Source organism: Ciceribacter ferrooxidans (assembly GCF_004137355.1).
GTDB lineage: Bacteria > Pseudomonadota > Alphaproteobacteria > Rhizobiales > Rhizobiaceae > Allorhizobium > Allorhizobium ferrooxidans.
Map to the genome: position 1 here is coordinate 1 of NZ_SDVB01000253.1, position 17598 is coordinate 17598.

A 17598-nucleotide genomic window follows, 5' to 3' on the forward strand; every position below is an offset into this window, starting at 1 on the left:
CCTTTTTGCTTCAAAGAGTAACGCGGGGTGGAGCAGCCCGGTAGCTCGTCAGGCTCATAACCTGAAGGCCGCAGGTTCAAATCCTGCCCCCGCAACCAACAACAATCCCTGCGATAACAAAGAGCCCCCTCCGCGGGGCTTTCTGCGTTTCTACGCCACCAAAACCAATCCCATAAACCAAAGCCCCACAGCCAGATACCGCAGAGGCACAAAAATCCCCCTCCTGTTCAGGCAGGTCCTTCGATCCCGTCGGAAAGTCTCCGCCGCATCCACCATCCCTCATTGCACAGACCAGCATCCCGTTCGCAAAAGGAGGGAACATCTCCAGCGTCGGCTGGTTAGGCTGCGCGTATCTCAACACGAATGAAGACGAAGGGTATCTCTCATGCACGTCAAGGAGATAATCTCGACACATCCCCGGGTTCAGAGCAACACGGCTGATTCGTTGTTGCGCTGCACCGAGAAATGCTATGCCTGTACGCGGACCTGCACCAGTTGCGCCGATGCGTGCCTCGCCGAGGAAAACGTCAAGGAACTGACGCAGTGTATTCGCCGCAACCTGGACTGCGCCGACATTTGTGCGGCGACGGGTTCCATGGCCTCGCGCCGAACGGGATCGAACATGGACGTCCTGCACGCGGTCGTTCAGGCCTGCGCGGAGGCGTGCTGCGTGTGCGCCGAAGAGTGCCGGAAACATGCCGCACGTCACTAGCATTGCCGCGTGTGCGCCGACGCCCGCCGGAGCTGCGAGGAGGCTTGCCGCCGCGCCTTGCCTCAGATCCACTGACCCTGTGACGGCCGCCTCGGCATCGTCTCAGCGCATCTCGAAGCGGACCGGCGCCACAATCGTCGTGCTGGCGCCCGGTGGTGGCGCCGGGACGGGAGAGGCGCGGCGCACAAGCTGGAGCACCGCCTCGTCGAGGATGGCGTGACCGGACGACCTCGAGAGCTGGACGGAAAGCACGTTGCCGGAAGTGTCGATCCGGAAACGCACATAGACCGTGCCTTCCTGATGAGCCGATCGCGCCGCCGCAGGATAGCGTTTTCTCCGTTCGAGATGTGCCATGAGCCGAGATTGCCAGCGCGCGGGAGAGACTGCCGCACCCCGGCCGGCGGTTGTCTCGGAAGCTGCAGTGCGTTCGGACTTGGTGACGTCGATCGTGGCTTTGCGGGCCGCCTGCGAGGGCGGCGGTGCCTTGTGGGCGGGTGCCGGCTTCGGGGCCGCAGGGCGGGTGACAGGCACGGGAACCTCGACGTTTTCGAGAGCCGCAAGAACCTGCTGTTCGACCGGTTTCGACTCGACCTGCTGCGGTGGCACGGTCGCCGGTTCGGGGCTGGGGACGACCTTCTCCGCCGGTCTGTCCTCCGCCGGAGTGATCGGTTCCGGCGTCGTCTTATTGTTTGTCTCCAACGGCTTCGGTTCGTCGGGCGCTGGATCTGCTGCAGGGGAGATGATCTCCTCCGCATCCACATTGTCGGAAAAGATCTCTTCTTCTTCCCGGGTTTCCGTCGCTTCCGGTTCTGCGGCGAGCTCGATCATGATCGCCGCCTGCGGGCCCGGATCGGCGCCGATCTCCGGGGGCGTGTGCATCATAACGGCAAGAGCGGCAGCGTGGGCGGATGCAACGATCAGTGCCGCAGTGCCCCAGGCGACACTGTCTCCGGCGAGACTGCGGCGAAAGTCGTTGTGCAATACGGTCACGGCACGTTCGCCTCACTGCGCGGCGCTGCCCCGACCTCTTCTGTGGCAACCCGCCCGCTCTCAAGGCCCACCAGCGCGATCTTCAGGTAGCCGGCATCGCGCACGAGATTCATGACCTCCATGAAGTGTCCATAGTCGACGACCTTGTCAGCCCGAAGGAAAATGCGGCTCTCGTGATCTCCTTTGGTTACCTGTTCGAGGCTCGTCCTCAGGCCGTCCCGACTGACGGGGATATCGCCGAGCATCAGGGATAGATCGTCCTTGAGCGTAAGGTAGATTGGCTTTTCAGGCCGCGGAGCCGCCTTCGCCGTCGACGCCGGCAGGTCGACATTGGCGTCAACTGTGGCCAGCGGCGCGGCCACCATAAAGATGATGAGGAGCACCAGGATGACGTCGATAAACGGCGTGACGTTGATCTCGTGGTTTTCAGAGAGCTCGTCACCATGGCTTTCCCGAATTCCTCCGGCCATCGATCTATTCTCCAGCGGATGCCAGTTTCGCCCGACCCGGGTCGGCGAGATTCCGGAAATCGAGATCGCGGCTGACGATTCGTTCTATTTCAGCTGACGCGTCGGCAAGCAGATGCCGGTAGCCTGTCACGGATCGCGCGAAGACATTATAGATGATGACGGCGGGAATGGCCGCCACGAGGCCGATCGCTGTGGCCAGCAGCGCTTCGGCAATCCCAGGAGCAACGATTGCAAGGTTGGTTGTCTGTGCCTGCGAGATGCCGATGAATGAATTCATGATGCCCCAGACCGTACCAAACAGTCCGACGAACGGCGCCGTCGAGCCGATCGTCGCCAGCACACCCGTGCCCCTCGCCATGCGGCGTCCCGCCCTTGCTTCAGTCCGTGCGAGAGCGGAGCCGACGCGCATCTTCAGGCCCTCACCGCCCGCGTGATCGATCGCCGGATCAGAGAGTTCGAATTCCTGTTGGGTAGCGAGAACCATGTCAGCGACCGTACCGCTCCGCCCAGCAAGCGCAACGAGCGCGCCCGCCATCGTGGGCGTTTCCGACAAGAGGCGCAGACCGCGGCTTGCGCGAAATCGCGCGGCGGCGAGTTGCAGTGTCTTGGCGAGCCATATGGTCCAGGTCACGACCGAGGCGAAGACCAGAGAAATCATTACTCCCTTGACCACGTTGTCTGCCGCGAGGAACATTCCCCAGGGCGAGAGATCGTGCGGCAAAGCGGGAGGAGGAACCTCGGCGGCAGCGTTGTCGATCGCAAACGGCCCTGCCGGCGGGGGCAGGGACGGCACGACCTCCGTCGTCGTCGGACCGCTCTGTTGCTGCGCAAGGGCTGCGGTGGTTGCGCCAGCGAGCCAGAGAACGGGGCATATTATGAGAAGAGCCGTGGTGGCGATTGGTAGGAAATGAAGCCGCACCGTCAGGTCCTTTCACAAGATCAGGCCGGCATCGTGGTTTTTCGAGGCGCCGGCGCCGTGATTACCTCTCGTGGACCTGTAATAAACATGAGTAAAAAAGACAAGTAATAATGCGAGGGCAGATGCGGGAATATCGGGTCCCCTCGCCAATGTGGGGGCGTGTGAGAGATCAGCGATCTCGCGGACAAACGCTCTCAGCGTGAAAGTGAGAGTCCACTCTGAAAGACAAAGGAAGAACGATGCGAGCCGGTGACCTGGAGATTAGCGGCAGCCGTAATAGCGTTCCCATTGCTCTATGAGGTTGACACGCTGTGTCTCGTTGCGCGTGAGTTTCCCGAAGGGCGGGAAACATGCGCGCCCGAAAACGCTGCGCGCGCGGTCGGTTTTAAAACAATATCCCTTGGCGGCATAAATGGCGTTTCGCTCGTACCAGAGCTCGTCACAGCTCATCCGGTCGTAATCCTGTGCGAACACCTGCTCGGAGGTGACGGCGCAGAGCGGAACGACAATTGTGAGCATCAAGACTGCGGCGGATATTCTCTCTCGGGTCATTGCTGGATCCTCCTGGAGCCGGTCGCGACCGCATATTAGCACAAGCCCACGCACGGATACTGACACAGATCAAGACGCTATCCGCAAGGACCGTCCAACGTCGTCGCTCCTCGTTTGACGATCGGCGACCATGCCGCGGCACGGCTGGAGGGATAACGGAATTCGATGTGGTGCAAGAGATCCGCCCGGCAGCTGGCTCGATGCTCGACACGACGATAGAGTAGCTCGCCGTCGCGCGTGCCGGAAAGGACAAACCAGGTCCGCCCTTCGGGCAAATAACTCAACGTCCAGCCGTCCTCTTCCAGCACGCCTGTGAGGAAGCGGCGGTATTCGGCGAGGGAACTCCCCATCGGATTCAGGCCGCCGAAGATCGTTACGCTGCCGCCGTCGGAACTCGTAAATGTCTGGCCGTCACCATTGTCCGGAGGCGATGCCCTGACGAAGCCTGCCGGTACGTCGGCACTTGTGCCGAAGCGGGCGTTGACATAGTGCTGCCAGTCCGCAGCGGCACCTGAGGAGCCGGTGACGAGAACGGCCAGGGCAAGCATCGGAACTGATTTCATTCTCATGTGGCCTCCGGATCAAGGGGGCATTTCGACAATGCCTGCGGGATCGCTACCAGCTCCCTTTGGCGATGCAAAAGACCGCCGGTGCTGTTACACCGGCGGCCCTTGTCGTTGATCACGGGGCAGTACCCCGCCGCCGTTACTTTTGCCAGCTCTTGACGAGTTCGTCGTAGTTGACCGTAACCGCCTTTTCTTTCTCGTTTTCGACCTTCAGCTGCGGAGCGAGGTTGCCCTTCGAAACGGCATCCTTGTTCCAGTACTCGAGGTCATGCTCTTCGGCGAGCTTCGGACCGACATCGCCCTGCACGCCGGCACGTTCGAGACGCTGAAGGACCTTTTCCTGCTCGGCACAAAGCGAGTCCATGGCTTCCTGTGCCGTCTTTGCGCCGGAGGAGGCGTCGCCGATTGCCTGCCACCACAGCTGGGCAAGCTTCGGGTAGTCCGGGACGTTGGTGCCGGTCGGCGACCACTGCAGGCGCGCCGGCGAGCGATAGAACTCGATCAGGCCGCCGAGTTTCGGCGCACGATCGGTGAACGACTGATGGTCGAGGGTCGACTGACGGATGAAGGTCAGGCCGACATGGCTCTTCTTCACGTCGACTGTCTTCGAGGTGACGAACTGCGCGTAGAGCCATGCGGCCTTGGCGCGATCGTCCGGCGTCGACTTCATGAGTGTCCACGAGCCTGCGTCCTGATAGCCGAGCTTCATGCCGTCCTTCCAGTAGACGCCGTGTGGCGAGGGAGCAAAGCGCCACTTCGGCGTGCCGTCTTCATTCACGACGGGCAGACCTTCCTTGACGAAATCAGCCGTGAACGCCGTGTAGGTGAACATCTGCTGGGCGATTTCACCCTGGGACGGAACCGGACCGGATTCGGAGAAGGTCATGCCGTTGGCGGCCGCCGGCGCGTAGGCCTTCATCCAATCGAGATATTTCTGGATCGAGTAGACAGCGGCGGGGCCGTTGGTGTCACCACCGCGAGCAACGCAGGAACCAACCGGACGCGAGTTCTCGTCGACCTTGATACCCCATTCGTCGACGGGCTTGCCATTCGGAATGCCGCGATCGCCGTTCCCGGCCATGGACAGCCATGCATCGGTAAAGCGCCAGCCGAGGGACGGATCCTTCTTGCCGTAGTCCATGTGACCATAGACTTTCTTGCCGTCGATCTCGCGACCGGTGAAGAACTCGGCAATATCTTCGTAAGCCGACCAGTTGACCGGCACACCGAGGTCGTAACCGTACTTGGCCTTGAAGTCCGCCTTGTTCTTTTCGTCGTTGAACCAGTCGTAGCGGAACCAGTAAAGGTTTGCGAACTGCTGGTCGGGCAACTGGTAGAGTTTGCCGTCCGGCGCCGTCGTAAACGACTTGCCGATGAAGTCGTCGATATCAAGATTGGGGTTGGTGACGTCCTTGCCTTCATTGGCCATGAAGTCGGTCAGCGCGCGGGCCTGCTGATAGCGCCAATGGGTACCGATCAGGTCCGAATCGTTGATGTAGGCGTCGTAGATGTTCTCGCCCGACTGCATCTGCGTCTGCAGTTTCTCCACGACGTCGCCCTCGCCGATCAGGTCGTGGGTGATCTTGATACCGGTGATGGCGGTGAAGGCGGGTGCGAGCACCTTGGATTCGTATTCGTGCGTGGTGATGGTCTCCGACACCACCTTGATGTCCATGCCGGCGAAAGGCTTCGCCGCATCGACGAACCACTGCATTTCCTTTTCCTGGTCGGCGCGCGAGAGCGTCGAGAGATCCCCCACCTCCTTGTCCAGGAACTGTTTTGCCTCATCCATTCCGGCGAAGGCGGTGCCGGTCAGTGCCAGCAGCATGGCTGCCGTAGTCGTCAAGAGATGCCGTCGCATTGTATCCTCCCAGGGTTTTGCGATTGCAGATGCGAGTACCGGGCGCGGTGTTTGCGCCCATCTTTCTGCCCTAGACGAAGCGGAAAACGCCGATTGCGTAGACCACTGACAGGGCGAGAGCCCACCAAAGGTTCGAACCGAGAAGCCCGAGCCAAGCAAGATGGATGAATGCCGAACCGAGCAGCGAGACGAACAGCCGGTCCCCGCGGGTCGTTTCGAAGCGCAGGACACCGACCCTCGGATTCCCGCCGGGTGCGGCGTATTCCCAAACGGCCATCAGAGCGATCAACAGTCCGATGGTGAGAAAGAACAGCGCCCCCGGAAACGACCAGGCCATCCAGCCGCCCGGTACCAGCGGAGCGAACCAGTCAATCATGCCATCCTTCGCGGGCAGCATGGAATAGAGCGCCAGCACCGCGCCGGCATAGACGAGAAGGACCAGACCGAGTGGAAGCGGCCACCGACGTGCAGTATTCATCAGACCCTCCCCAGGGCGAAGCCCTTGGCGATGTAGTTGCGGACGAAATAGATGACCAGTGCGCCGGGAATGATGGTCAGGACGCCTGCTGCAGCGAGCACGCCCCAGTCCATTCCCGACGCTGACACCGTGCGAGTCATGGTCGCGGCGATCGGCTTGGCGTTGGTGGTGGTCAACGTACGGGCGATCAACAGTTCGACCCACGAAAACATGAAGCAGAAGAAGGCTGCGACGCCGATGCCGGAAGCGACCAGCGGCATGAAAATCCTCACGAAGAATCGTGGGAAGGAATAGCCGTCGATATAGGCGGTCTCGTCAATTTCCTTCGGTACGCCCGACATGAAACCTTCGAGAATCCAGACCGCCAGCGGCACGTTGAACAGGCAGTGGGCGATTGCGACCGCAATATGGGTATCGATCAGACCGAATGCCGAATAAAGCTGGAAGAAGGGCAGTGCGAAGACGGCCGGCGGCGCCATGCGGTTGGTCAGCAGCCAGAAGAACAGATGCTTGTCGCCGAGAAAGCGGTAGCGTGAGAAGGCGTATGCTGCCGGCAGCGCCACCGTCACCGAGATTACCGTGTTCAGCACGACGTAGATGATCGAGTTGATATAGCCGCTGTACCAGGAGGGGTCGGTAAAGATCACCTTGTAGTTTCGAAGGGTCGGATTCTCCGGCCACAACGAGAAGGTGCCAATGATTTCCGCATTCTCCTTGAAGCTCATATTGACCAGCCAGTAGATCGGCAGCAGCAGGAAGACGATGTAGAACGTCGGGATGATCCAAGAGAAGCCGGCTCGGGAATTTGCAGTGCTCATGATCTCGTCTCCACCCTAGTTCTGCGCGTCGTGACTGGTCATGACCGTGTAGAAGATCCATGACAGCAGCAGGATGATCAGGAAGTAGATGATTGACATCGCCGCAGCCGGACCGAGGTCGAACTGACCGACCGCCATCTTGACGAGGTCGATCGAAAGGAAGGTCGTGGAGTTGCCGGGGCCTCCGCCGGTGACGACGAACGGTTCCGTGTAGATCATGAAGCTGTCCATAAAACGTAGCAGCACGGCAATCAGCAGGACGCGCTTCATCTTCGGAAGCTGGATGTAGCGGAAAACGGACCAGCGCGAGGCGCCATCGATTTTGGCCGCCTGGTAATATGCGTCCGGGATCGAGACGAGGCCGGCATAGCAGAGGAGCACCACCAGGCTCGTCCAGTGCCAGACATCCATCACGATGACGGTAATCCAGGCATCGGTCGGATCTTGTACATAATTGTAATCGAGGCCGACTGCCTCCAGGGAGCGGCCTAGAAGCCCGATGTCGACACGACCGAAGACCTGCCAGATCGTACCGACGACGTTCCACGGTATGAGGAGTGGAAGGGCCATAAGGACGAGGCATACCGGCACGCCGAGGCCGGACTTCGGCATGTTGAGAGCAATGAAGATCCCGAGGGGGATTTCGATCGCCAGAATGACGAACGAGAAGATCAGATTCCGCAGCAGCGCATCCCAGAAGCGGTCGGAATGTAAGATTTCCAGGAACCAATCGGTACCGGCCCAGAAGAATTCGTTGTTCCCGAACGTATCCTGTACCGAGTAGTTGACCACGGTCATCAGCGGAATGACGGCCGAGAAGGCGACCAGCACAAGCACCGGCAGAACCAGGAACCAGGCTTTGTTGTTCCACGTCTTCTGCATTGTTCAGCCCCCCGTGCCGATGCGCCAGGAATCGGCGTACATGTTTATTTTCGTGGGCTCGAAGGTGACGCGCGCTTCGGCGGGTATCTCGCTGTCCTCCGGAACGACGATCGCCACCGAATGGCCTTCGAACCGGGCACGAACGATCTTCTGACGTCCTATATCCTCGACCTTGACGATGTTGACGGGCATGCCTTCGCGCCCAAGGCGCACGAACTCCGGACGAATGCCGAGTTCGACCTTGCTGGCCGCGCCGACGTTCGGGACAGCAGCAAGCGTGATCGTCTGATCGCCGACGGTGACCGTATTGCCCGCTACCTTCGCCGGTAGCAAATTCATGCCGGGGGAGCCGATGAAGTAGCCGACGAAGGTGTGGCTTGGCCGTTCGAACAGCTCGACAGGTGTTCCGATCTGGACGATTTCGCCTTCATACATGACGACGACCTTGTCCGCGAAGGTGAGAGCCTCCGTCTGGTCGTGCGTCACGTAAACCATGGTGAAGCCGAACTGCTTGTGGAGGCGCTTCAGCTGCGAGCGCAAAACCCATTTCATATGCGGATCGATGACGGTCAGCGGCTCGTCGAAGAGAATGGCGTTGACGTCGTTGCGCACAAGGCCGCGGCCGAGCGAGATTTTTTGCTTCTGGTCGGCGGTAAGGCCGCGCGCCGTTCGCTTGGCCCAGCCCGTCAGGTCGATCATCTCGAGTATCTCGCGGACGCGACTGTCGACTTCGGCTTCGGGAACGTGCCGATTCCGGAGTGGGAAGGCGAGGTTGTCGTAAACAGTCATCGTGTCGTAGATGACCGGGAACTGGAAGACCTGCGCGATGTTGCGGCGCTGCGTCGAAAGATTGGTGACGTCGAGCCCATCGAAAAGAATGCGCCCCTCGGACGGCCTCAGAAGCCCGGAGATGATGTTCAGCAAGGTCGTCTTGCCGCAACCGGAAGGGCCGAGTAGAGCGTAGGCGCCGCCGTCGTTCCATTCGTGATGCACTTCCTTCAGCGCGTAATCCTTTTCGGACTTCGGCGTCGGGCCGTAAGCGTGGCGGATATGCTCAAGGGAGATCTTTGCCATATGCGCTCTCCTCAGGCTGCCGTGCCGGCTTCGCCGATGGCCTTGCCGTCTGGCGCAAAGGCCATCAGGTGGCGGGTGTCAAGATGGAGCTCGACGGGCTGATCGGGATCGATATCGTGAATGCCATGCATGAGTGCGACCCATCTGGCGCCCATAAAGCCGACGTGGATGAAGCTCTCGGAGCCGGCGATTTCGGAAATCTGCGTCCGGGCGGAAAGGGGCACCGCCATGGGCGATGCCTTGAGCGAAAGTTGATGCGGCTGGAAGGCGATAGTCATGGGACCGTCGGTGATCGCGGACAGATGCGCCGGAACCGGGAATGCCTCGGCATCATTGACGCGGAACATGCCCCCGGACTTCATAACCGCAAGCGTATTGAGCGGCGGATCGGCGAAGGTCCGGGCCGTGACGAGGTCATGCGGCTTACGGTAGACGTCTATGGTGCGGCCGAACTGGGTGATGCGACCTTCGTTGAGGGTGACCGTGTTTCCGCCGAGGAGCAAGGCCTCCGAAGGCTCCGTGGTTGCGTATACGAAGATCGCACCCGATTCGGCGAAGATGCGTGGAAGCTCTTCGCGAAGTTCCTCACGCAGCTTGTAATCCAGGTTGGCAAGCGGTTCGTCGAGAAGAACGAGACTGGCATTCTTGACGATCGCACGCGCGAGCGCCGTGCGTTGCTGTTGCCCGCCGGAAAGATTGAGGGGCGTGCGGTCGAGATAAGGCGTGAGCTTCAGGAGATCGGCCGCCCGCCGCACTTCGCGATCGACCGTTGCGGCTTCCTTGCCGGCGATGCGCATCGGCGAGGCAATGTTCTCATAGACGGTGAGCGCAGGATAGTTGATGAACTGCTGGTACACCATTGCGACGTTACGGTTCTGCACGCGCACGCCGGTCACGTCGGCGCCGTCGAAGAAAATCGCGCCGCTCGTCGGTTTGTCCAGCCCTGCCATCAGGCGCATCAATGACGTCTTGCCCGAAAGCGTCGGTCCCAAAAGGACATTCAGCGTGCCCCGTTCAAGAACAAGGTCGGTCGGGTGGATGTGAACTTCTCCGCCCACTATCTTCGCGGCATTCCGCAATTCGAGCATTACGGTTCCCGTGCCTCCTCATCGACGGGACCACATGCGCTGCTATCCGGCCAATTGTGCCGGAACGGCAGCCATGTACTCCTCCAAATTCTTCGCTTCTTCCTGCGAGAGCCTGAGCCCCAGCTTCGTCCTCCGCCACAATACATCCTCGGATGTCCGGGCCCATTCCTGTATCATCAGCCAGCGGACCTCGCACTCGTAGAGGTCATGCCCGAAGTGACGACCGAGATCTGCCAAAGTCGACGTGCTGCCGAGCAGATCGTGTGCACGGGTACCGTAGGACCGGACGAGCCGTTCCGCATGACGCCCACTGAGGAACGAATAACGTTCCCTGAGCTTGCGTACCTCCGCGGCGTAGCCGGTCGGCGGAAAGTTGCCGCCAGGAAGGTGGCTGTCAGCCGTCCACGAGGTTCCCTTGATGCCGATCTTCTCGCCGATTTTTTCCACGGCGTGCTCCGCCAGCCGGCGGTAGGTCGTAAGCTTGCCGCCGAAGACGTTGAGCAGCGGGGCTTCGCCCGCACTCCCTTCGGTCTTCAGCACGTAGTCCCGGGTCGCTTCCTGCGCCTTGCTTGCACCATCGTCATAAAGCGGACGAACCGCCGAATATGTCCAGACGATATCTTCGCTACGGATCGGCTCAGCAAAATACTCGCTCGCCGCTGAACACAGGTAATTGACCTCCTCCGGCGTTATCTTCACGTCGCGCGGATCGCCGGTATAGTCATGATCGGTCGTACCGATTAGTGTGAAATCGCGTTCGTAAGGGATTGCGAAGATAATGCGATTGTCGGGATTCTGAAAGAAGTAGGCACGCGGGTCGTCGAACTTTTTCCTGACTACGATGTGGCTTCCCTGAACAAGACGGACGTTGTGCACGCCACTGTTCGCCATCGTCTCTGCCAGAACCTTGTCGACCCACGGACCGGTCGCATTGACGAGCATACGGGCTCTGACGGTGTTGATCGCGCCGGTCTCCCGATCTTCGATCTCAATCGCCCAGCAATCCGCTTCCCGGCGTGCGGAGACGACGCGGGAACGGCTGAAAATGCGGGCGCCACGATCGGCAGCGTCACGGGCGTTGAGAACGACCATCCGGGCGTCGTCCACCCAGCCGTCGGAATACTCGAATGCCTTGCCAAACAGTGGTTTCAGGGGCTTGCCGGCAGGGTCTCGTCGCAGATCGAGCGTCGTTGTTGCGGGCAGGAGCTTCCGCCCACCGAGGTGGTCGTAGATGAAAAGGCCGAGCCGGATCAGCCAGGCCGGACGGATGCCGCCTTTCTGAAAGGGGAGCACGAAGCGCAACGGCCAGATGATATGAGGTGCCATGGCCCAAAGGACCTCGCGCTCCATGAGCGCTTCCCGCACCAAGCGGAACTCATAGTATTCGAGATAACGCAGTCCGCCATGGATCAACTTCGTCGAGCCAGAGGAGGTGCCCGACGCAAAATCGTTCATCTCCGCCAGCGCAACTGAGTATCCTCGCCCGGCTGCGTCGCGAGCTATCCCGCATCCGTTGATGCCGCCGCCGATGACGAAGATGTCGTAAAGCCCTTGGACCACCATTTTCCCCGAATTTTGCGCATTGCACAAATTATGCGCAATTGCGAAAACGCAAGATAATTAAATTGAAAATAAATCGAATGTCAAACGAAAGTTTTCCGCGCTTCTTTCAGGTGTCAGCCGAACTGGGTGCTTCGATCAAATCGACGTCGTTCTCTACACAAATTCGTCGAATGGATTCGAGAGGGCAGTGGTCGGTTATGAAGGTATTGACCTGTGAGAGGTGTCCGATACGGACGGGTGCGGTCCGTTCGAACTTTGTCGAGTCCGCCACCAGAATGACGTGCCTTGCATTGGCGATGATTGCCTGCGCGACTTTCACTTCGCGAAAATCATAGTCGAGAAGAGCGCCGTCGGCATCGATGGCCGAGGCCCCGATCACCGCGTAGTCGACCTTGAACTGTCGGATGAAGTCGACCGCCGCCTCGCCAACAATACCACCATCCGAAGCGCGGACGACGCCACCGGCGATGACCACCTCGATTGCCGGGAGAAGTCGCAATTTGTTGGCTACATTGATATTATTGGTGATGACCATCAATTCCTGATGGCCTGCGAGAGCCTCTCCCACGGCCTCCGTCGTCGTTCCGATATTGATGAACAGCGAGGCGTTGTTGGAGATGAGCTTTGCCGCCGCGACGCCGATCGCCTGTTTCTCCTGCGCGGCGATCTGCCGGCGGGCCTCATACTTCATGTTGACGGTCCCGGAGGGAAGCGTCGCTCCACCGTGGATACGGGACAGGACACGCGCGTCGCAGAGGTCGTTCAGGTCTTTTCGGATCGTCTGCGGTGTTACGGAAAAACGTAATGCCAGTTCCTCGACGAGCACACGCCCATTGGCCTTTGCGAGCTCTACGATCTCGGCCTGTCGCCCGGTGAGGTACATTTCGCTTACCTTTCGTTTCTTTCGTGAAGCGCGGCAGATACGAAAATGCACTTATGTCGGTCCGAGTGCAACCGGGTTTCTGGTGCCTCGGGGCTTGTTTTCGCCTTGTCGACGCGGTGTTGTCGGCATCAGCCGATTAGATCGAGAAGTGTTCCCAGGCGGTCGGCGTCGCGCGGCAGCTTGTCGGTACGTAGCCGCGCGATACGCGGGAATCGCATGGCGACGCCTGATTTATGCCGTGTCGAACGATTGATCCCCTCGAAGGCGACCTCGACGACGAAGCCGTGGTCCGGCTCGGCACGCAGTGCACGCACGGGTCCGAAGCGGTCGACCGTGTTATGCCGGACATAACGGTCGAGGGTCTCAAGCTCGGCGTCGGTGAAGCCGAAATAGGCTTTACCCACCGGGACCAGTACGTCGCCCTCCTCGCCCGCCGTCCACACACCAAACGTAAAGTCTGAATAGTAGCTGGAACGTTTGCCGTGGCCCCTTTGTGCATACATCAGGACGGCATCCACATTCAGCGGCTCGCGTTTCCATTTGAACCATGGACCTTTGGCCCGGCCCGCTTGATAGGCGCTGTCACGTCGCTTGAGCATGACGCCCTCGATGACGGGATCCGGAGGATTGCGTCGGAGCGTTTCGAGCTCTTCCCAACTGGAGAAGGGCACAAGCGGCGAAAGGTCGAAACGCTCCTCCGGTGCTTGTTCGATCAGGCGCCTCAGTCGCTCGCGCCGGGCGACGAACGCCTCCCCACGCACGTCTTCCTGCCCTTCGAACAGTATGTCGTAAGCTCGCACGAAGGCGGGATAGTCTTGTAGCAGACGGGACGATACGCTCTTGCGATTCAGCCGCTGCTGAAGATCGGAGAACGTCCTCGTCGGCTCACCGGAACGAGACGTGCCGCCCACCAGAAGCTCGCCGTCGACGACCCCATCGAAGACGGCCGCGTCGACCACGTCCGGAAAGGCGGCCGATATGTCGTCGCCGGAACGGGAATAGAGCCTTATCTGCCCTCCGAAATGCGAAAGCTGGACGCGAATTCCGTCCCATTTCCATTCGGCTGCAAAATCGGAAGGGTCGAGTGTGTCGAGGTCACCTTCCCTGACCGGATTTGCGAGCATAACCGAATGAAAGATGGCGGGCGTCGCCAGTACCGGTCGCTCCTGCCGGCCTTCGAGCCACGCAAACAGGCTTTCATAGGGTGGCGCCAATCCGTGCCAGAGCGTCTCGATCTCCGCGACATCCTTGCCTCCCATGTCGGCCAGGGCCTGCTTCGCCAATCTCGCGGAGACGCCGATTCGCAGGCCACCGGTGACGAGCTTCAGAAAGGCAAACCTGCCGGAGGTATCCAGACGGTTCAGCAAGTCGCGGACTGCCTTTCGTACCTCCGTCCGGCCGAGCGATTGCATGAGCCGCACGACCTCGCCCGGCCGTGGCTGGGGTCGGTCCTCGGGGTCGCCGTCCCACACCAGCGCGATCGTTTCCGCCAGGTCCCCAACGTAATCGTAAGAGTAGCGGAAGAGAGTCTCGTCCATTCGTTCGAGCACCAGATCCCGCAGCATCATCGGTTTCACGGCGTTGAGTTCCAGTGTTCCCGCGAGGGCGGCAAGGGCGTAACCGCGATCAGGATCCGGGCTCTTGCGAAAATAGTCGACGAGCAGCGTCAGTTTGGCGGTACGGCCAGGTGTGAAGATGAGACGATCGAGCAGCTCGGCAAACGCTTTCATCGATCAGTCGCCTTCGTCTTCGTAGCCGACCATATGCAATGGCCGCGCAGCGACTCCCGCGAGCTTGCACCAGCGCACCAGTGCTTCCTCGCGGCCATGGGTCACCCAGACCTGGCTCGGCGCGATTTCTTGGAGCGTCGCGGTCAGTTCCCGCCAGTCGGCATGATCGGATATTACCAGAGGTAATTCCACACCGCGCTGTTTGGCCCGCTGGCGGACCATCATCCAGCCTGACGCAAAGATTGCGAGTGGGTCGGCGAAGCGGCGTGCCCAGCGTTCGTTAAACGACGACGGTGGGCCGATCACCACCTCGCCGCGAAACGTCGCCGGATCCGTCGACTCTGCAGTCGCCGGTCGCAGATCGCCCAACTCGACGCCCTCGCTTGAATAGTAGTCACAAAGCTGTGTCAGCGCCCCATGAATGAAGATCGGCCGTCGATAGCCTTCGGCACGAAGGAGGGCGATGAGGCGCTGCGCCTTGCCGAGCGCATAGGCGCCGACCAGATGAGTACGGTCCGGGAACTGCTCAAGCGAGGTCAAAAGCCTGGCGATCTCGGCGTTCGGATCGGGATGATTGAAGACCGGCAGGCCGAACGTTGCTTCCGTGATGAACACGTCGCAGCGAAGTGGTTCGAAGGGGGAGCAGGTCGGATCGGGACGGCGCTTGTAGTCACCGGACACCACGATGCGCATCCCGTCGTATTCGAGAGCGATCTGAGCCGAACCGAGAACGTGGCCGGCGGGATGGAAACCGACCCGGACGCCGTTGAGCTCGATCTCCTTGCCGATCTCGATGGGCTGCTCGCTGCCGCAAAAGCCAGGCCCGTATCGCAGTCGCATGATGTCAAGCGTCTGGCGCGTGGCGAGGACGGCACCATGCCCCGCCCTAGCGTGATCCGAATGGCCATGGGTAACCAAAGCACGAGCGACTGGACGAACGGGGTCGACGTAAAAGTCGCCGATCGGGCTATATAGGCCTGCAGGGCTCGGGCAGAGGAGATCTTCCGGTTTCATCGCCTAACGTTAGATAGGACGTGAATCCCCGGAAGGCCAGTAGGATCTTTCTGCGTCAGCTTGCGGGTCGACCGGCATCAGGTCGTCGACTGCCAGCTCCTGATGGCATCGAGCCCCTGTCGGAGCAGTTCTTGCGCCGACTCGGCTGCCTGCGCCTCGACATAGCAGCGCATCTCCGGCGCGTTCCCCGATGGGCGGAAATGGATCACGCGTCCATCGTCGAGTGTAACGCGAAGCCCGTCGATGTCCGTCGACGATCGCACCTTGCCGATGGGAGCGAGGAAATCTGAAAGTCCATCACTCGAATGCCGGAGATGCTTCATCAGTGAGGCGCTCCGCTCCACGGCGAAATTCTCGATCCGATCGCTAAGAGCAACGGGAAGGTTGTAGCTGCCGGAAAGCTGCGAAAGCGACCATCCGTTCGCAACGGCAGAACCGAGAACGGCCAGCGCCGGAAGGAAGCTGTCGCGGGTCGGCAATGCAGCAATGTCACGCCCATCAATGTCAAAGGCAGAACCGAGCATCGTGCCGCCATTGGCCTCGAAGCCGACCACGCCCTTGTCGCCTCGGGCCAGCGCACCGTTCATCGCGGCAATCACGAAAGGAGAGCCGACGCGTGTCCGAATCACCTCGAAACCACCGATCGACTCAATGCCGGAATTGGATGTAACCGGTGTCACGACCGTCGTTGCGTGGAGGTAACGTGCCGCAACAAGCCCGAGGAGGTCACCACGAAGTGGACGCCCGGCCTCGTCCGCGACTAGCGGACGGTCGCCGTCACCGTCGGTTGACACGATCGCGTCGAGCTTGTGTTCGGCAGACCATTTCCGCAGTAGGGCTTCCTTCTCGGCGGAGACTGCTTCGGTGTCGACCGGGATGAAAGTTTCGGAACGTCCGAGCGAGACGACAGTGGCGCCGTACTGCTTGAAAACGCTCGTCATCATGTCGCGGGCGACGCTGCTATGCTCATAGACGCCGATCCGCAGGCTCTTGAGGGCATCGGCCGGCAGTATGGAGAGATTGCGGTCGACAAACAGTGCCGTCGCTTCGGCTTCCTGGTTTTCGCCAGTTCCCTTCTCTACGCTGTTGGCGGTCTGGTCATTCGCAAGTTCTGCCGCAAGGCGAGTGATGGTCGCCTCGTCATCCTTGTCGATTTCGCCGTCCGGCCGATAGAACTTGATCCCGTTTCTGTCGGCGGGAATATGTGAGCCGGTGACCATGATCGCCGCCGCACCGATCTTTTGGGCGTACAGTGCGAGCGCGGGCGTCGGAATCCAGCCGCAGTCGACGGGAACGAGACCCACCCGACGGATCGCCGCCATGACCGTCGCAGCAATCTCGGGGCTCGATTCACGGAAGTCGCGTGCCACCGCCACCACTCCGCCGGCGGGCAGGTGATTCGACTCGACAAGAAAACGGGCAAAGGCCGTGGCATAGAGCGCCGACACGCTCCCCACGAGTTGCGTCGAAAGCCCGCGGAGCCCGCTCGTTCCGAATTTCACAGCCATGCCCGTCTGATCCTCCCGCCGTGGTCCCTTGGTCTCGTCGTCCTTATAGGTCGAGCGGCGAACGCGCTCAACTGCCTGCAAGTTCCTGCAGCGGAACGAGGTACGGCCCGTCCGACGAATGCGAAGGCTACGGGACGATGAAGTAGGCCGACAAAATGAAAAGAGCCCAGCGCGGGAGGAGGTGCGCTGGGCTCTTAAACTTGATCGGCAATTGGGAGGAGGAGGAGTATTGCCGATCCTATCTGACGACGCTGGGAGGAGGAGTGCGTCGCTTCGATGATTTGAAATATATCCGTACCGCTTTGGATGAACAGCGCAATTGCTGCAATGCAGCAGTGCGAGAGATGCATGGCTGACCACGTTCACGGAATCTCCGGCGTCATGCAGCTCCGGAAAGGGGCACTGTTGGAGGGCATATATATGACTGACCTGGGGAGAAAACGAGCAGACGAGGCGCGGTCTGTCTACCAAAGATGCATGGCTGAATAGA

At 60.4% G+C, this 17598-nt stretch carries 17 protein-coding genes and 1 tRNA gene; 2 read left to right on the forward strand and 16 right to left on the reverse strand.

What is annotated here, in order from left to right:
• Positions 1-21 precede the first annotated feature (21 nt).
• Positions 22-98, forward strand: a tRNA-Met gene (locus tag EUU22_RS16245).
• 287 nt (positions 99-385) lie between these two features.
• The gene (locus tag EUU22_RS26425) at positions 386-712 is read left to right on the forward strand and encodes a four-helix bundle copper-binding protein (RefSeq protein WP_500681145.1); all 327 of its coding nucleotides are present in this window, start codon (positions 386-388) and stop codon (positions 710-712) included.
• A 102-nt stretch (positions 713-814) separates the two neighbouring features.
• Here the strand turns inward: EUU22_RS26425 and EUU22_RS16255 are convergent, their stop codons facing one another.
• From EUU22_RS16255 to EUU22_RS16330, 16 genes are all read right to left on the reverse strand, one after another.
• The gene (locus tag EUU22_RS16255; RefSeq protein ID WP_245485092.1) at positions 815-1702 is read right to left on the reverse strand and encodes an energy transducer TonB; all 888 of its coding nucleotides are present in this window, start codon (positions 1700-1702) and stop codon (positions 815-817) included.
• Entirely contained in the window at positions 1699-2172 is a 474-nt protein-coding gene (gene exbD / locus EUU22_RS16260; RefSeq protein WP_129333025.1) for a TonB system transport protein ExbD, read from the reverse strand. Before exbD ends, EUU22_RS16255 begins: the two co-directional genes overlap by 4 nt.
• Positions 2173-2176: 4 nt before the next feature.
• Positions 2177-3070 carry a tonB-system energizer ExbB gene (gene exbB, locus EUU22_RS16265; RefSeq protein WP_439329166.1) on the reverse strand — a complete coding sequence of 298 codons (894 nt, stop codon included), beginning with the start codon at positions 3068-3070 and terminating at the stop codon, positions 2177-2179.
• 282 nt (positions 3071-3352) lie between these two features.
• Positions 3353-3643 (reverse strand): YARHG domain-containing protein, encoded by a 291-nt coding sequence (locus tag EUU22_RS16270; protein WP_245485094.1) that lies wholly within the window; start codon positions 3641-3643, stop codon positions 3353-3355.
• Positions 3644-3720: 77 nt separating this feature from the next.
• Positions 3721-4212: a hypothetical protein gene (locus EUU22_RS16275; RefSeq protein WP_165351199.1), complete on the reverse strand. Its 492-nt coding sequence runs from the start codon at positions 4210-4212 to the stop codon at positions 3721-3723.
• Between the two features lie 136 nt (positions 4213-4348).
• On the reverse strand, positions 4349-6070 hold the full coding sequence (locus EUU22_RS16280; protein ID WP_129333027.1) for an ABC transporter substrate-binding protein: 1722 nt from the start codon (positions 6068-6070) through the stop codon (positions 4349-4351).
• A gap of 70 nt (positions 6071-6140) precedes the next feature.
• Positions 6141-6548, reverse strand: a complete 408-nt coding sequence (locus tag EUU22_RS16285; protein ID WP_129333028.1) for a DUF2160 domain-containing protein — start codon at positions 6546-6548, stop codon at positions 6141-6143.
• Complete coding sequence (locus EUU22_RS16290) at positions 6548-7366, reverse strand: carbohydrate ABC transporter permease (RefSeq protein ID WP_129333029.1); 819 nt, start codon at positions 7364-7366, stop codon at positions 6548-6550. Before EUU22_RS16290 ends, EUU22_RS16285 begins: the two co-directional genes overlap by 1 nt.
• Before the next feature lie 15 nt (positions 7367-7381).
• Entirely contained in the window at positions 7382-8248 is an 867-nt protein-coding gene (locus EUU22_RS16295) for a carbohydrate ABC transporter permease (protein ID WP_129333030.1), read from the reverse strand.
• A gap of 3 nt (positions 8249-8251) precedes the next feature.
• Complete coding sequence (locus EUU22_RS16300) at positions 8252-9322, reverse strand: ABC transporter ATP-binding protein (protein WP_129333031.1); 1071 nt, start codon at positions 9320-9322, stop codon at positions 8252-8254.
• An 11-nt stretch (positions 9323-9333) separates the two neighbouring features.
• The gene (locus EUU22_RS16305) at positions 9334-10410 is read right to left on the reverse strand and encodes an ABC transporter ATP-binding protein (RefSeq protein ID WP_129333032.1); all 1077 of its coding nucleotides are present in this window, start codon (positions 10408-10410) and stop codon (positions 9334-9336) included.
• Between the two features lie 42 nt (positions 10411-10452).
• Positions 10453-11970, reverse strand: coding sequence for a glycerol-3-phosphate dehydrogenase (glpD, locus tag EUU22_RS16310; RefSeq protein WP_439329157.1), 1518 nt, complete (start codon positions 11968-11970; stop codon positions 10453-10455).
• Positions 11971-12079: 109 nt separating this feature from the next.
• The gene (locus tag EUU22_RS16315; protein WP_129333034.1) at positions 12080-12856 is read right to left on the reverse strand and encodes a DeoR/GlpR family DNA-binding transcription regulator; all 777 of its coding nucleotides are present in this window, start codon (positions 12854-12856) and stop codon (positions 12080-12082) included.
• Between the two features lie 128 nt (positions 12857-12984).
• A complete protein-coding gene (locus EUU22_RS16320; RefSeq protein ID WP_129333035.1) occupies positions 12985-14586 on the reverse strand; it encodes a cisplatin damage response ATP-dependent DNA ligase in 1602 nt (533 codons plus the stop codon).
• A gap of 3 nt (positions 14587-14589) precedes the next feature.
• Positions 14590-15600 carry a ligase-associated DNA damage response exonuclease gene (locus EUU22_RS16325; RefSeq protein WP_129333036.1) on the reverse strand — a complete coding sequence of 337 codons (1011 nt, stop codon included), beginning with the start codon at positions 15598-15600 and terminating at the stop codon, positions 14590-14592.
• A 77-nt stretch (positions 15601-15677) separates the two neighbouring features.
• Positions 15678-17108, reverse strand: a complete 1431-nt coding sequence (locus tag EUU22_RS16330) for a phosphomannomutase (RefSeq protein ID WP_129333037.1) — start codon at positions 17106-17108, stop codon at positions 15678-15680.
• Positions 17109-17598 lie beyond the last annotated feature (490 nt).

Excerpts from the sequence above, each read along its gene's own strand:
- EUU22_RS26425 (WP_500681145.1), top strand. The coding sequence starts at position 386 with ATGCACGTCAAGGAGATAATCTCGACACATCCCCGGGTTCAGAGCAAC.
- exbD (WP_129333025.1), bottom strand. The coding sequence starts at position 2,172 with ATGGCCGGAGGAATTCGGGAAAGCCATGGTGACGAGCTCTCTGAAAAC.
- EUU22_RS16270 (WP_245485094.1), bottom strand. The coding sequence starts at position 3,643 with ATGACCCGAGAGAGAATATCCGCCGCAGTCTTGATGCTCACAATTGTC.
- EUU22_RS16275 (WP_165351199.1), bottom strand. The coding sequence starts at position 4,212 with ATGAGAATGAAATCAGTTCCGATGCTTGCCCTGGCCGTTCTCGTCACC.
- EUU22_RS16280 (WP_129333027.1), bottom strand. The coding sequence starts at position 6,070 with ATGCGACGGCATCTCTTGACGACTACGGCAGCCATGCTGCTGGCACTG.
- EUU22_RS16285 (WP_129333028.1), bottom strand. The coding sequence starts at position 6,548 with ATGAATACTGCACGTCGGTGGCCGCTTCCACTCGGTCTGGTCCTTCTC.
- EUU22_RS16290 (WP_129333029.1), bottom strand. The coding sequence starts at position 7,366 with ATGAGCACTGCAAATTCCCGAGCCGGCTTCTCTTGGATCATCCCGACG.
- EUU22_RS16295 (WP_129333030.1), bottom strand. The coding sequence starts at position 8,248 with ATGCAGAAGACGTGGAACAACAAAGCCTGGTTCCTGGTTCTGCCGGTG.
- EUU22_RS16300 (WP_129333031.1), bottom strand. The coding sequence starts at position 9,322 with ATGGCAAAGATCTCCCTTGAGCATATCCGCCACGCTTACGGCCCGACG.
- EUU22_RS16305 (WP_129333032.1), bottom strand. The coding sequence starts at position 10,410 with ATGCTCGAATTGCGGAATGCCGCGAAGATAGTGGGCGGAGAAGTTCAC.
- EUU22_RS16315 (WP_129333034.1), bottom strand. The coding sequence starts at position 12,856 with ATGTACCTCACCGGGCGACAGGCCGAGATCGTAGAGCTCGCAAAGGCC.
- EUU22_RS16320 (WP_129333035.1), bottom strand. The coding sequence starts at position 14,586 with ATGAAAGCGTTTGCCGAGCTGCTCGATCGTCTCATCTTCACACCTGGC.
- EUU22_RS16325 (WP_129333036.1), bottom strand. The coding sequence starts at position 15,600 with ATGAAACCGGAAGATCTCCTCTGCCCGAGCCCTGCAGGCCTATATAGC.
- EUU22_RS16330 (WP_129333037.1), bottom strand. The coding sequence starts at position 17,108 with ATGGCTGTGAAATTCGGAACGAGCGGGCTCCGCGGGCTTTCGACGCAA.